Source organism: Idiomarina tyrosinivorans, assembly GCF_003987475.1.
Taxonomy (GTDB): Bacteria; Pseudomonadota; Gammaproteobacteria; order Enterobacterales; family Alteromonadaceae; genus Idiomarina; species Idiomarina tyrosinivorans.
In genome coordinates this window covers 138,151-151,561 of record NZ_PIQH01000007.1, presented here as the reverse complement: position 1 = coordinate 151,561, position 13,411 = coordinate 138,151, and the positions used below count along the sequence as shown (strand labels likewise).

General features: G+C 51.3%; 13 protein-coding genes. 2 read left to right on the top strand and 11 right to left on the bottom strand.

Annotated features, from left to right (window positions below):
• Window positions 1–3 precede the first annotated feature (3 nt).
• From CWI84_RS08590 to trmH, 10 genes are all read right to left on the bottom strand, one after another.
• Complete coding sequence (locus CWI84_RS08590; protein ID WP_126842184.1) at window positions 4–1,851, bottom strand: sensor domain-containing diguanylate cyclase; 1,848 nt, start codon at window positions 1,849–1,851, stop codon at window positions 4–6.
• A gap of 8 nt (window positions 1,852–1,859) precedes the next feature.
• A complete protein-coding gene (locus CWI84_RS08585) occupies window positions 1,860–2,642 on the bottom strand; it encodes a TatD family hydrolase (protein ID WP_126842183.1) in 783 nt (260 codons plus the stop codon).
• Window positions 2,632–3,372, bottom strand: coding sequence for a twin-arginine translocase subunit TatC (gene tatC / locus CWI84_RS08580; protein ID WP_126842182.1), 741 nt, complete (start codon window positions 3,370–3,372; stop codon window positions 2,632–2,634). Before tatC ends, CWI84_RS08585 begins: the two co-directional genes overlap by 11 nt.
• Window positions 3,369–3,740 carry a Sec-independent protein translocase protein TatB gene (gene tatB, locus CWI84_RS08575; protein ID WP_126842181.1) on the bottom strand — a complete coding sequence of 124 codons (372 nt, stop codon included), beginning with the start codon at window positions 3,738–3,740 and terminating at the stop codon, window positions 3,369–3,371. Before tatB ends, tatC begins: the two co-directional genes overlap by 4 nt.
• Before the next feature lie 5 nt (window positions 3,741–3,745).
• Window positions 3,746–3,964, bottom strand: a complete 219-nt coding sequence (gene tatA / locus CWI84_RS08570; protein WP_126842180.1) for a twin-arginine translocase TatA/TatE family subunit — start codon at window positions 3,962–3,964, stop codon at window positions 3,746–3,748.
• Between the two features lie 14 nt (window positions 3,965–3,978).
• Window positions 3,979–5,640 (bottom strand): ubiquinone biosynthesis regulatory protein kinase UbiB, encoded by a 1,662-nt coding sequence (ubiB, locus tag CWI84_RS08565; protein ID WP_126842179.1) that lies wholly within the window; start codon window positions 5,638–5,640, stop codon window positions 3,979–3,981.
• Window positions 5,633–6,253 (bottom strand): ubiquinone biosynthesis accessory factor UbiJ, encoded by a 621-nt coding sequence (locus CWI84_RS08560; protein WP_126842178.1) that lies wholly within the window; start codon window positions 6,251–6,253, stop codon window positions 5,633–5,635. The genes ubiB and CWI84_RS08560 overlap by 8 nt, the downstream gene beginning before the upstream one ends.
• A complete protein-coding gene (gene ubiE / locus CWI84_RS08555) occupies window positions 6,253–7,008 on the bottom strand; it encodes a bifunctional demethylmenaquinone methyltransferase/2-methoxy-6-polyprenyl-1,4-benzoquinol methylase UbiE (RefSeq protein WP_126842177.1) in 756 nt (251 codons plus the stop codon). Before ubiE ends, CWI84_RS08560 begins: the two co-directional genes overlap by 1 nt.
• 64 nt (window positions 7,009–7,072) lie before the next feature.
• Window positions 7,073–9,160, bottom strand: coding sequence for an ATP-dependent DNA helicase RecG (recG, locus tag CWI84_RS08550; RefSeq protein WP_126842176.1), 2,088 nt, complete (start codon window positions 9,158–9,160; stop codon window positions 7,073–7,075).
• On the bottom strand, window positions 9,161–9,844 hold the full coding sequence (gene trmH, locus CWI84_RS08545) for a tRNA (guanosine(18)-2'-O)-methyltransferase TrmH (protein ID WP_126842175.1): 684 nt from the start codon (window positions 9,842–9,844) through the stop codon (window positions 9,161–9,163).
• 59 nt (window positions 9,845–9,903) lie between these two features.
• Here trmH and CWI84_RS08540 point away from each other — a divergent pair, with 59 nt between their 5' ends.
• Both CWI84_RS08540 and CWI84_RS08535 read left to right on the top strand, forming a co-directional pair.
• Window positions 9,904–10,596: an RluA family pseudouridine synthase gene (locus CWI84_RS08540; protein ID WP_126842174.1), complete on the top strand. Its 693-nt coding sequence runs from the start codon at window positions 9,904–9,906 to the stop codon at window positions 10,594–10,596.
• 37 nt (window positions 10,597–10,633) lie between these two features.
• Entirely contained in the window at window positions 10,634–11,842 is a 1,209-nt protein-coding gene (locus CWI84_RS08535; protein WP_126842173.1) for an EAL and HDOD domain-containing protein, read from the top strand.
• Here CWI84_RS08535 and CWI84_RS08530 read toward each other — a convergent pair.
• Window positions 11,839–13,374 carry a carbon-nitrogen hydrolase family protein gene (locus tag CWI84_RS08530; protein WP_126842172.1) on the bottom strand — a complete coding sequence of 512 codons (1,536 nt, stop codon included), beginning with the start codon at window positions 13,372–13,374 and terminating at the stop codon, window positions 11,839–11,841. The two genes, CWI84_RS08535 and CWI84_RS08530, sit on opposite strands and share 4 nt — an antisense overlap.
• Between the last annotated feature and the right edge of the window lie 37 nt (window positions 13,375–13,411).

Genomic DNA, 13,411 nt, shown 5'->3' with positions numbered 1-13,411 from the left:
ACCTTACTCCTCATCTTTGCTTAGGGGTTGTGCCGCATCGCTACTTACCACTTGGTCACGGCCATCGCGTTTCGCGCGGTAGAGCGCGGCATCCGCTTCGCGGAATAGATTTTCCGCATGCTCACCTGCACCGATAACGGCCTCAGCAATACCGATACTCACAGTAATGCTTAACGGACCTTCATCGGTATCGAATTGTGCATTGCTCACTGCCTCTACGACTTGCTGTGCCAGACTTTCGGCACCTTCGGCATCGGTTTCCGGCAAAATAATGGCGAATTCTTCTCCGCCGTATCGACACACCGAATCCGACGGACGCCGCACCGAGCCTTTCAGTAGCTCGGCCAGTTGCTGCAAAATTTGGTCGCCAACGAAGTGACCATGAGTGTCGTTAATCGGTTTAAAGTGGTCAATATCGATCATCAATAATGACAGCGGCGTTTGATTACGTTGGGCGCGCCGAAACTCTTTTTCTAAATGCTGGGTAAAGTAACGCCGATTGTGCAGTTTTGTGAGTGAATCTTCCGCACTCTTACGCTCCAGCTCGTTGTTAGCCTCTTGCAACTCACGCAGCGCAATTTGTAACTCGAAGGTTCGCTCGGCGACATTTTCTTCCAACTGCTCGTTCTGCTTCGTTTGTGTCTGTTGCATCTCTACCGCTTGTCGCAGTGCCTTCGACTGGGCTTTCATTTTCTCGCGCCGTTCCTCGGAATAACGCACCGCTAGAACCCACGACAGCAATAATATTTCAATACCGGAGCCCAACATAATGGCATGCCGTTGGATGAACATGCTGTCGATAATGCCCAAGTAACCCAGTGAATTAGCAATCACGGCTATCAATAAGCTCGCCCAGGCTAGAGTAAATATCCGTGCATAGACTAAGCCTTTACGCCATACATAAACACCCACTAACAGCAGGTACAAACAACCGGGAGCGGCCAATGCTAAAGTAGCTTTAATACTGGTTGAATAGGGGGTAAATAGTGCCAGCACCAAAACAATACCAGCCAATATAATTAAGCCGTGAAGCCCGCGCGCAACGAAACGACTGTGCTCCCTCACTTGCAGTAGATTTAACGCAAATAGGCTGCCGGTTATCAGTGCCAAACTGCCGAACATTGGTATGCCATGCGCTTGCAGCCACTGCCAATTAGGCCAAACATAACGGTAGCCCATACCCTCTAGTGCCAGCATGAGCCCGCCAATACAAATGGTGTACAGCGAATAAATCGCAAAGCCACTCTCGCGCGACGAAATAAAGCCAAACAAGTTATAGACCACCATGCACAGCAATACGCCGAAATACAGCCCCTCGGCAATTCCGCTATTTAACTCGGTATTTAAGAATTGTTGCGGCGTCCAAACCTTGATCGGTACACGCATCGAGCTACTGGTTTTTACCGCCAAATAAACACTACTAGGGTACTTTGACGGCTCCAGCACGACCGCAAAATCTTGCACCTTCAGCGGCCGCTGTTGATAAGGTAGGGTATCGCCTAAATAAAATTGTTGCAGGCCATCCGCACGCTGCCAGTATATACGAATGTCGTCGAGCAACGGGTAGGCGATATGCAAAATTCGCTTATCGTCACTGGCGCCCAAACTAAAACGAAACCAGTAGGTTTTTTCGGTGTAACCAAACGATGCGCGATGTTTTCCCAAATGTTGCCAGAGGTCCGCTGGAGCCCGCTGCACTTTTTCCAAATCCCAGTCATCGTTGGGAGAAATTAGATAATATTGGTCCGGAACCACAGCACCATCGCTGCTGCGTGACTCCACTTGCGCTGGTGCGCTGAAGCTTAGCAACAGACTAACAAATAGCAAAATCGCTGAGGTTGTTAGTCGCATCAATGGTCCTATGTGCTTAACTGAAAAAATCGCTGACTGTTGGCGCTGGTCTGTTGTGCCAGTACTTCGGGTTCGACTTGGCGTTGCTGCGCAACAACGCGACCGACTTCGGCAACCCACGCCGGTTCATTCATTTTCGGTCGCGGCCGAATGCTGCGCGGTAATAAAAACGGCGCATCCGTTTCTAACAATAACCGATTATCGGGAATAAGGGTAAGTGCGTCCAGTAATGGCCCATTTCTGCGCTCGTCACACACCCACCCGGTAATCCCGATGTAGTGATCGCGCCTAAGGTATTCTGCCAGTGCCGCACGATCGCCGGTAAAACAATGGGATAAACGCTGCGGCAATTTATCGCCAAACTTGTCCAATAGTTGCAGTACTTGCGGTTGCGCATCACGCTCATGCAAATACACCGGCATTTGGGTCATCGCCGCCAATTCCAGTTGCTTCTCAAACACTGCCAATTGTTCAGTCTGCGGAGTATAGTTGCGGTTAAAATCCAAACCACACTCACCCACAGCGACGACATCCGGATGTTGCAAGAACTCGCGTAATAATTGCCAGTCGCTCGCCTTAACCTGACCGGCGTCATGCGGATGAATACCGGCGGTGGTCTTCAGGTAATGCGGAAATTGTTGGCATAACGCAATCGCCGCTTCCGCTTCGGCGACGGACGTAGCAATCACAATACAATGCTGCACCCCAGCGCGGCGCGCATTTTCGATAACCTCGTCCACTTTGCCGTGAAAACGGCTGTTAGTAAGGTTTACCCCTGCATCAATCCACACGGCTCTGGTCCTCGACCGCCTCACGTTTGCGATACAGCGACGCTACCAACAAGCCCAACTCAAACAGTAACCACATCGGTACCGCCAAAAGTGTTTGTGAAATCACATCAGGCGGTGTTAACAACATCCCTATCGCAAACGCGGCGACAATCACGTACGGGCGTTTATTGCGGAGCGACTCAACACTGGTAACGCCGCTCCAAATCAACAAGATAATGGCAACCGGAGTTTCAAAGGCTAAGCCAAAGGCAAAGAAAATCGCTAACACAAAATCAAGGTAACGGGCGATATCTGTGGCTATGGTTACACCTTCCGGTGCTACGCTGGTAAAAAAGCCCATCGCTAGCGGCAACACTACCCAATATGCAAAGGCGATACCTGCATAAAACAACAGCGTGCTGCTGAGCAGTAACGGTGCAATCAGACGCTTCTCACGGCGGTAAAGCCCCGGCGCAATAAACGCCCAAATTTGCCAAAGTACAAATGGCACCGATAGCGCAAACGCTAGCATCATTACTAGCTTAAATGGGGTGAAAAATGGTGCGGCAACATCCGTCGCAATCATCGATGAGCCGCTGGGCAGATGCTGCAGCAGCGGTTTAGCAAGCAGGGTATAAAGATCGTTGGCAAAATAAGCCAGCGCGGCAAATACAATCCCGACAGCCAGCAGCGAGCGTAATAAACGGCGCCGCAACTCTAGTAGATGGGCAATTAACGGCGTATCACTCATGCGTTATCGTCTTTCTTCGGCGGGTTTTCAGCAGAGGCCGATGGCGTATCAGCCGGCTTGGCGCTATTCTCGGTATTAGCGTAAGGCCGTTGCACTTGCGCTGCGGCGTCCTGCAGTTCGGTTAGCGAGCGCTGTAATTCTGGGCTGAGATCGTCCAGCGAGCCCTGTTCCGCTTTTTTCAGATGTTCGTGCAGTTCTTTAATCCGCAACTCGTGGTCGAGCTCGTCTTGCACCCGCTGCGAGTACTGCTTCACCTTGGCAATACCACGTTGCACACTGCGCAGCGCACTGGGCAGGCGTTCGGGGCCGAGCACTAACATGCCGACCACCACAATCACCACTAACTCCCAGAAACCGATATCAAACATCTTGTTTACCGCGGTTGGTCGTCGCCGTCTTTGCCTTTTTTATCGTTATCTAACGAGGCTGTTTGGTCCTGCTCGGAGGCGCTGTCATCATCGCTTTTTACCGACTTTTTAAAGCCTTTAATGGCATTCCCTAAATCGCTTCCTAAACCACTTAGACGCTTGCTACCGAACAGCAACACGACAATCAGTAGTAGAATTAATAATTGCCAGATTGAGATACCCATATCATCCTCAGAGGTTAAAAGTGTGGATCCACAGCGACCGCTGCCGGCCGTTTCCGCCAACTCAGCCACGCGAATACGACTGCCGCAGCAGCTCCCGCAGCACTCACTACCCATGGTTGGCTGAGCGCATAAAACACGCCCGCGGTAACCACGCTAGCCGCGCTTAACATCGCCCATAAACGAGACTCTGCATTATGCCGTTGGGCGTTGATCAATGCCACTGAACGGCGTTCAAATTGCTGCTGGAAACGCTTTTGATTGCGCAGGTTGTCGTAAAGTAACATTGGCATTTCGGGCATTTTCTCCGCCCAATACGGCGCATTTTCTTTAACCGCGCGCACCACGGCACGCCAACCCACTTGCTCTTGCATCCAACGTTCTAAAAACGGTTTGGCCGTTTCCCACAAATCCAGATCAGGATATAGCTGCCGCCCTAACCCCTCAATGTATAGCAACGTTTTCTGTAACAGCACGAGCTGCGGCTGCACTTCCATTTGGAACCGACGCGCGGTGTTAAACAAATTCACCAACACATGGCCAAACGATATTTCCGCTAACGGCTTTTGGAAAATAGGTTCGCACACGGTGCGAATGGCTGATTCAAATTCTTCAATATTGGTATTCGATGGGACCCAGCCGGAATCCACATGCAGTTCGGCAACCTTACGGTAGTCACGGTTAAAGAACGCCAAAAAGTTTTCCGCTAGGTAGCGTTTATCTTCGCGGTTTAAGGTACCGACAATGCCGAAATCGATACCGATATATTTCGGGTTTTCCGTTTCGTCTTTCGCAACAAAAATGTTCCCCGGGTGCATGTCTGCATGGAAAAAGCTGTCGCGGAATACCTGCGTGAAGAATACTTCGACGCCACGCTCCGCAAGCTTTTTCATATTCACTCCGCGCGCTTGCAAGGTATCCACGTCACTCACCGGAATACCATCGATGCGCTCCATCACCATCACGTTATTGCGGCTTAAGTCGGAGTAAACGCGAGGTATGTATAGCAGCTCTGAATCTTCGAAGTTGCGGCGCAATTGGATAGCGTTAGCGGCTTCTCGCGATAAGTCCAATTCGTCTAACAAGGTTTTGCGGTATTCGCGAACCACCTCTTTCGGCTTCAGGCGGCGTCCATCAGGAAGGTGGCGCGCTAAAATCGCCGCGAGGGTTTCCATCAACTCAAGGTCGGCATGGATGGTCTTGCGAATGTCAGGGCGGATAACTTTCACCACCACCTGCTCAAGCTCGCCCTCGATCCGCATTGAAGCACTATGCACTTGCGCAATCGACGCCGACGCCAGCGGTTGCACCGTGAAGTCGATAAACAGTTGCTCAATACTCTCGAGTTCTAGCGCTTTCTCAATAATTTGTTGTGCTTGCTCACCGGCGAAGGGTTTAACCTTGTCTTGCAGTTTTGCCAGCTCCAATGCCACATCGGGTGGCAATAGATCGCGCCTCGTCGACAGCATTTGTCCGAACTTCACCCACACAGGCCCCAATTGTTCTAAGGCTAAGCGCAAACGTTCGCCGCGTGGTTTGTTTTTGTGCCGATTCGGCATCCAAAACAGTGCATGCCGGGCAAACCGTAACGACCAAGGTAACCAGCGCGCCGGAACAATATCGTCCAAGCCATACGTCAGCAGGGTTTTGGTAATACGGTATAAACGCCGACTACGCATCTAAATCTCCGGCAGATAGTTGTTGAGCCCGACGTTCTAGGCGGTCGATCTCGCTGCGCAGTTGTTGCAGCTGCTCGCGCCATTGCTGAAATTCATCTTGGCTCACTAGCAGTGATTTTTCGTCGGTGACAACACCTTTCACCCAGCGTTGGTTTTGCTGCCAAAGCTGCTGCATTTGTACTCGGCTGCGACGCCAGAGTCGCATAATAGTATGTGCAGGAATGTCGCCTAACTGCTCCGCTAAGCGCTCTTCCCAGTCGATATCTAACTGGCGGAACACCTGTGTGAGCTGTTGCGCCAGCATTGGGTCGCCCTCGATATCTAACGCATCGGCTTTGATCAGTCGCGTAATATTGGCGCTGTCGCGTAGTTCCGGAAGGACCGCTAGTTGGGTCCGAATTTCACAGTCTACCGCGGCCTCATCTGCTGTCATCATTCGCACTGCGTCGGCCTCTACTTGCACGGTAATGGCTTTCGGTAATTCCTTTAACACCAAACGTACACGTTTACCCTGCAACGCTTGCAACCGTTGTGGGCTTGATTCGTCCAACGCCAATAACTGGTTGGCAGCAGACTCAATCAGCATGACCGGAAGCAGCGGTAGCAACGTCATTAGAATTTATACCCCCGATGCAGGGCAACGATACCGCCGGTCAGATTTTGGTAATCCACTTGGTCAAAGCCGGCGTCTTCCATCATCGCTTTGAGGGTTTCTTGATCGGGGTGCATACGAATAGATTCCGCCAAATACTGATAGCTATCAGCGTCATTCGCCACAACTTGTCCCATTTTCGGTAATACTTTAAATGAGTAGAAATCGTAAACTTGGCTCAGAGCTTCAGACGTTGGCTTGGAAAATTCCAACACTAACAGTCTGCCGCCCGGTTTTAGTACACGGTACATCGAACGCAGGGCGGCGGCTTTATCAGTGACATTGCGCAGACCAAACGCGATGGTAATGATGTCGAAGGTATCATCAGCAAAAGGTAATGTCTCAGCGTCCGCCTGCACATAACTGACATTGCCAACGACGCCTTTATCGCGCAGTTTGTCACGCCCCACGCGCAGCATCGCTTCATTGATATCGGCTAACACTACTTCACCTTGTGGGCCCACACGACGCGAAAATGCTGCGGTTAAATCCCCAGTACCGCCGGCGATATCAAGCACTTTCATGCCCGCACGTGGCGCGCTGCAGTCGATGGTATAGCGCTTCCACAGGCGATGAATGCCGAACGACATAACATCGTTCATGACGTCATATTTGCTCGCAACCGACTGAAAAACGTTAGCCACTAAGCCTTTTTTCTCGCCACGAGCCACTTTTTGGTAACCAAAGTCAATCTGGTCGTCTGGTTTATCCGACATCCCACTACCCTTTCATACTGTTTCGCGTAGTTTACTGCATCCGCGCATATTCCCCAACACAGAGTTATACCTGTGCGTAGACATCGCGGCGTGGTAACCAGCGTTCAATCATCAGTGTCACTGTCTGCGGATAATCCGCGTACAGTGTTTCCGCAAGCTCTTGCACCTTAGGCAACAAGCTCGCATCGCGTTCAATATCGGCGACCTTTAATTCGGTCACTCCGGTTTGTTTATGCCCCAACAATTCTCCAGGACCTCGCAACTCTAGGTCTTTTTGCGCGATCACAAAGCCATCGTTGCTATCCCTTAATACGCCCAAACGCTGGGTTGCGGTTTTCGATAGCGGGCTATGGTAAAGCAATACACAATGGCTATCGACCGCTCCACGACCCACCCGACCGCGCAATTGGTGGAGTTGCGCTAAACCTAACCGCTCCGGATTCTCAATGATCATCAGCGACGCATTGGGCACATCTACACCCACCTCAATCACTGTGGTCGCGACCAATAAATCTAACTCGCCCGCTTTAAAGCGGTCCATGATTTCGGCTTTTTGGTCGGCTTTTAAACGGCCATGCACCAACCCCACGCGCAACTCTGGTAAACTCGCCTGCAACGCATCAGCAGTATCCTCTGCGGCTTGGCATTCCAACGCTTCAGATTCTTCAATCAAGGTACAAACCCAATAGGCTTGGCGGCGCTGCTGGCTGCAAACGTCGCGCACCCGATTAATGACTTGATCGCGGCGCGCATCTGGAATCGCCACCGTGGTAACCGGCGTGCGGCCGGGCGGGAGTTCGTCAATCACCGACGTTGCTAAATCGGCATAGGCGGTCATTGCCAGCGTTCTTGGGATGGGGGTTGCTGTCATGATCAGCTGGTGCGGGTGAATGCCTTGCTCAATAGCTTTTTGGCGTAACTCTAGACGTTGGTGCACACCAAAACGGTGCTGCTCATCAATAATCACCAAAGCCAATTGCTGGTAGTGCACATCCGCCTGGAATAGTGCGTGAGTGCCCACTAACAATTGGATGTCACCCACGGCCAACTGTGCCAGTAACTGCTGACGCGACTTGCCTTTGTTGCGCCCACTTAGCCAACCGACACGAATCCCCAAGGGTTCTAACCATTGGCTAAAGGTTAGCGCATGTTGCTCAGCCAGAATTTCTGTTGGCGCCATTAATGCCACCTGATAACCAGCTTCCAAAACTGGCAATGCACTGAGCGCGGCAACCACCGTTTTGCCTGAGCCCACATCGCCTTGGACCAAACGCATCATCGGCTGTGGTAATGCTATATCCTTCGCCACTTCGGCCACGACGCGCTGTTGCGCATTGGTCGGGGCAAAGGGCAACTGTTGTAAAAATTGCTGTGTTAACTCCCGAGAAGCCGGTATCGCAACTCCCGGTTGCTGTTGCTTTTGCTCCCGGAGTCGCAACATACCCAACTGATGCGCCAGCAACTCTTCCATCGCTAGGCGTTGTTGCGCTGGGTGTTCACCCTGTAACAACTGCGCGACGTTGATGTTGCGGTCGGGGTGGTGGACAATCTGTAATGCTTCCAGCAAACCGAGATGATGCGGCTGGAGCGCTTCGGGTAATAGTTCTGGCAGTGCTTCATCGGATAGATAGGTTAGCGCTTGCCCCACCACTTTCCGAATCAGGGCTTGCGAGACACCGTCGGTAGAAGGGTACACCGGCGTTAAGCGATCATCGGTTTGTAGCGCTTCATCGGCGCCGAGGTGTTTGTATTCAGGGTGAATCATTTCCCAACCTGAGGGGCCGGGACGCACCTCACCAAAAATCTGTAGCCGTGTGCCTCGGCTGAGTTGCTTTAGCTGTGCGGCACTGAATTGAAAAAAACGCAACGTCATGGCACCGCTGTCATCGCTGACTCGGCATAGCAACATACGGCGCCGGCCATATTTGATATCTGCTTGTTCTACCTGCACCAACACATTCGCCGACTCACCGGGTCGTAGTTCGGCAATGGTTGCGACGCGGGTGCGATCTTCATAGCGGATGGGAAGATGAAATATCGCGTCATTGACCGTTTCCAGGCCAAGCTTGGCAAGCTTTACTGCCACCTTTTCTCCCACACCTTTCAAGCTGGTAAGGGGGATTTTCTGTAACGCGCGTCCATCCGCTGCCATTTATTTTTCCCTCATTGTCTGCCACCAGCGGTCATCGGCATCAATCTGGCCCTGCTCATCCAGCGCCGGATAAGCAACACCTTTGCGCCGACACGCCTTGGCATAAATTGGATGGCCACCTTCAAATAACACGCGATGTCGTTCTTCCGCCGATATTTGCGCTGTATCATAGCGTCCCGCTTGCTCGCGTTGTCGTTGTGCCTCGTACAACATGACAGCCGCGGCAACCGAAACATTCAATGACTGCACCATCCCCACCATCGGGATTTTCACGTGCTGGTCGGCCATCGCGAGAGCCTTTTCGGTGACCCCGTACTTTTCTTGCCCCAACAAAATAGCGGTCGGACGGGTATAATCAAGTTCACGAAAATCTACTGATTCGTCAGACAGATGCGTCACAACCACTTGCATATTTTGCTCACGCAAGCGCCGAATCATCGCTTCCACATCACTGTAATGGTGGGTCTTTACCCAGTTTTGACTACCGAGTGCGGTACCGCCCGCGACTCGACGCTTGTCTTGCGAAATCCAGCAAGCGTGCATCTCATGCACCCCTACAGCATCAGCGCTGCGTACTACTGCTGACAAGTTATGATGCTTGTGGACATTTTCCATTGCCACGGTAAGATCAGTTTGGCGCTTGTCGAGCATTTCGTTTATCCGGCGAAATCGTTCCGGGCTCATACTGTCATCCCATATTACTCGTTCTAGCGCGAGTATACCGAAAGCCCGAGAGAAGTCCTATGGCGGAACTGGCAATCTTAATTGAGCACCCCGATTACCTGGTTATTGATAAACCCAGCGGGCTCTCTATGCACCAACAACATGGCGTAGACGAAAGTGTTGTTAGCCGCTATCAACAGGCTGTCGATAACCAGTTGCGCCCTTGCCACCGACTCGATACCGGCACTTCTGGCGTGTTGATACTGGGCCGAACAGATGCGTTCGTCCGCCGTTGTAGCGAGGCATTTGCCAGTCGCGAGGTCAGTAAGTTTTATCTGGCAATCGCCAGCGGCAAGCCCAAGAAAAAGCAGGGCACGATTAGCGGCGACATGGTGAAAGCGCGAAATGGCAGTTGGCGCTTACAAAAAAGCCACAACAAGCCAGCGCTGACCCAGTTTTTTAGTTACGGACTGGGCAACGGTAAGCGCTTGTACCTGCTGCGCCCACTAACCGGCAAAACCCATCAACTGCGCGTGGCATTGAAGTCGTTGGGGGTCGCCATAGACGGTGACCAACGCTACGGCGGCGTTGCTGCAGCAAGGCTGATGTTGCATGCCTGGCAACTCAGTTGGCAACATCCGCAATGGCCGTTAACTGCCATCGCACCAATACCAAATGCCATGTTGGCACACATCAAAGACCCGGGAATCATTCCGCAGGCCCCATCACAATTGGCCTGGCCGCGAACAGTTGCGCGCTTGGCAGATCGCTGACATACTCTTGATATTGTGACAATTTTTTAATCAGTCGATGCCATATTCCTATATCGCCCGACAAGCCATATTAGACCGCCAACAACGCGTCTACGGCTACGAGCTGCTATTTCGCGATAGCAACGATAATCGCTTCCCGGATATTCATCCCGATGAGGCGACCTCAAAAGTTCTGTTGCAACAGCATCTGTTAGGCGACATAGAAACCTTGTGCATGGGTCGACAAGCGTTTATTAACTTTCATACCAACACCCTCATCCACCACTTTCCGTCGTTTTTGAATAACGACAATATTTGGATTGAAGTGTTAGAGACCGTAGATTTAAATCCCGACCTGATCAAAGCCTGCGAAATTGCCTCCGGCAAAGGTTATCGTATTGCTCTCGATGACCACGATTTTACTGAACGCTGGGATATCTTGATGCCACATGTGCATTTGGTAAAAGTGGATATTCAGGAACAAGGATTAGATATTGCTGATCGTCTAACGCGCTTTAAGCAACACGGCGTGCCGTTGTTAGCCGAACGCGTAGAAACCAAAGAACAATTCAATACCTGCCTAGAGCTTGGCTTCGACTTTTTCCAAGGCTTTTTCTTCGAGCAGCCTGAGATCGTTCGTCAGCACTCACTGACCCCACAACGCATCAGTATGCTGAACTTGCTCAGTGAAGTGTTTAAAAACAAGCTCGACTTTAAACGCCTGGGTGAGATTATTCAGCAGGACTTATCACTTACCTACAGCCTGCTTAAACTGGTCAACAGTCCAGCATTGGGAGCACGGGTAAAAATCAAAGACATTCGGCAAGCTTTGGCCTACTTGGGTGAGCGAGAACTGAAGCGCTTTTTAACCTTAGTTCTGTTAGCCAACGTGACCTCCGACAAGCCTGAGGAACTGACAATCAAGTCAGTTACCCGAGCACGCTTTATGGAACTGCTGACCCGTGAAATGCTCAACCAGCAACATGCCGACACCGCATTCATGGTGGGTATGTTATCGCTGTTAGATGCCATTTTAGGGCAACCGATGGAAGTGCTGACCGAACGCTTACCGCTGTCGCAAGACGTGGTCGATGCACTAACATCTCGCAAGGGGGTATGGGGACACCTGCTGCATTTGTGCGAACTTTATGAACGCGGCAAATGGCACGCATTGGAAAAACACCCGCTGCAATCGCGCCTAAGCAAGACCGACATTGGCCAGCATTTTATTGATGCCAGCCAATGGTGTCGGTTGATGCTGGTTTAACGCGACATCCGCATTTTGCGTGACACTTCATAAATGTCGGTTCTACGGTCACGCTTATTGGTCACTGAGCCCTCGTGGTGCAAGTAACGCAACTCATCCAAATTAAGATCCGAGAACATCAACATTTCAGTATTCGGCGTCGTCTCTGACATCACCGCATCGTGCGGGAAGGCGAAGTCCGACGGTGAAAATACCGCAGATTGTGCATACTGCACATCTAGGCTTTCTACTTGCGGTAAGTTGCCGACGCTGCCACAAATCACCACATAACACTCGTTTTCCACCGCCCGCGCTTGTGCACAGTGGCGTACCCGCAGATAAGCATTTCGCGTATCGGTCCAGAACGGCACGAATAGAATTTCCAGACCCTCTTCCGCCATAATGCGCCCAAGTTCAGGGAATTCGACGTCGTAGCAGATCAAAATACCGACCTTGCCGGCATCGGTATCAAACACCTGCACATCGTGGCCGCCTTCAATCACCCAATCGCGTTTTTCATGCGGCGTAATATGCAGTTTGCGCTGTTCCTCAACCGAACCATCGCGGCGACACAAATAGGAAACGTTATAGAGCGCATCGCCTTCTTGCAGCGGCATCGAGCCTGTGATGATGTTGATATTGTAGCTCACCGCCATCTGCGACATCTCTTTAATAAAGCGCTCGGTAAAGTCTGCCAAAAAGCGAATAGCATTCATTTGCTGGCTTTGATCGGTCAAGCCCATTAGTGGAGCATTAAAAAATTCGGGGAATACCGCAAAATCACTTTGATAGCTCGACAACGCATCAACAAAGTACTCGACTTGTTGCAGCAATTCATCGGCGGAACTGACTTGACGCATTTGCCACTGCACAGCTCCCACACGCACGTTACGCGTGCGCGAGGTTAAGATGCTATTCGATGGCTCGTATAAAAAGTTATTCCATTCCAACAAGGTTGCGAACCCTTGCGAACGCTTATCTTCGGGTAGGTATTGCCCCAGCAAGCGCTTCACACTGAAATCATTGGCCAGTTGAAAGGTCAGGATGGGATCATAAATCTCGCGCCGCTGGACCTTATCCAAATACTGGCTGGCGCTGAGCTTGTCGGCATACTTGTGATAATTAACAATCCGTCCGCCTGCCAAAATTGCGCGCAAATTCGACTGTAAGCACAATTCTTTGCGGGCATCGTACAAGCGGCGACCCAGCCGGTAGCCGCGGTAGTCTGGATGAATCAGTACATCCAAGCCATACAACGCGTCACCATTTTTGTTGTTCAAAATGGCTTCACGGTGGCCAATAAGGTCTTCGTAGGTATGCGGGTTACTGAACTGCGCGTAAGCCACTTTCACGGTCAGCGCAACACCGACGATTTGGCCGTTATCTTCCAAGCAAAATTGTCCCTCAGAGAAATCCTTGATCAATTTCTCAATGGTGAATTTGCTCCAAGCCCCGCCGATGTCGGTATACACCGCGTCCATTAAGGTCTTTAGCTGTGGGTAATCTTCCAAGCGCAAATTGCGCAACTGCAAATGAAGTTCATCGGGGCTCATAGTTTTTCCCTGCCGAGAGTTTATGATGATATTTTAC

Coding starts and splice junctions, on each gene's coding strand:
- ubiB (WP_126842179.1), bottom strand. CDS start 5,640: ATGCGTAGTCGGCGTTTATACCGTATTACCAAAACCCTGCTGACGTAT.
- tatA (WP_126842180.1), bottom strand. CDS start 3,964: ATGGGTATCTCAATCTGGCAATTATTAATTCTACTACTGATTGTCGTG.
- CWI84_RS08530 (WP_126842172.1), bottom strand. CDS start 13,374: ATGAGCCCCGATGAACTTCATTTGCAGTTGCGCAATTTGCGCTTGGAA.
- ubiE (WP_126842177.1), bottom strand. CDS start 7,008: ATGTCGGATAAACCAGACGACCAGATTGACTTTGGTTACCAAAAAGTG.
- CWI84_RS08560 (WP_126842178.1), bottom strand. CDS start 6,253: ATGACGTTGCTACCGCTGCTTCCGGTCATGCTGATTGAGTCTGCTGCC.
- trmH (WP_126842175.1), bottom strand. CDS start 9,844: ATGAGCCCGGAACGATTTCGCCGGATAAACGAAATGCTCGACAAGCGC.
- CWI84_RS08535 (WP_126842173.1), top strand. CDS start 10,634: ATGCCATATTCCTATATCGCCCGACAAGCCATATTAGACCGCCAACAA.
- CWI84_RS08590 (WP_126842184.1), bottom strand. CDS start 1,851: ATGCGACTAACAACCTCAGCGATTTTGCTATTTGTTAGTCTGTTGCTA.
- tatB (WP_126842181.1), bottom strand. CDS start 3,740: ATGTTTGATATCGGTTTCTGGGAGTTAGTGGTGATTGTGGTGGTCGGC.
- tatC (WP_126842182.1), bottom strand. CDS start 3,372: ATGAGTGATACGCCGTTAATTGCCCATCTACTAGAGTTGCGGCGCCGT.
- recG (WP_126842176.1), bottom strand. CDS start 9,160: ATGGCAGCGGATGGACGCGCGTTACAGAAAATCCCCCTTACCAGCTTG.
- CWI84_RS08540 (WP_126842174.1), top strand. CDS start 9,904: ATGGCGGAACTGGCAATCTTAATTGAGCACCCCGATTACCTGGTTATT.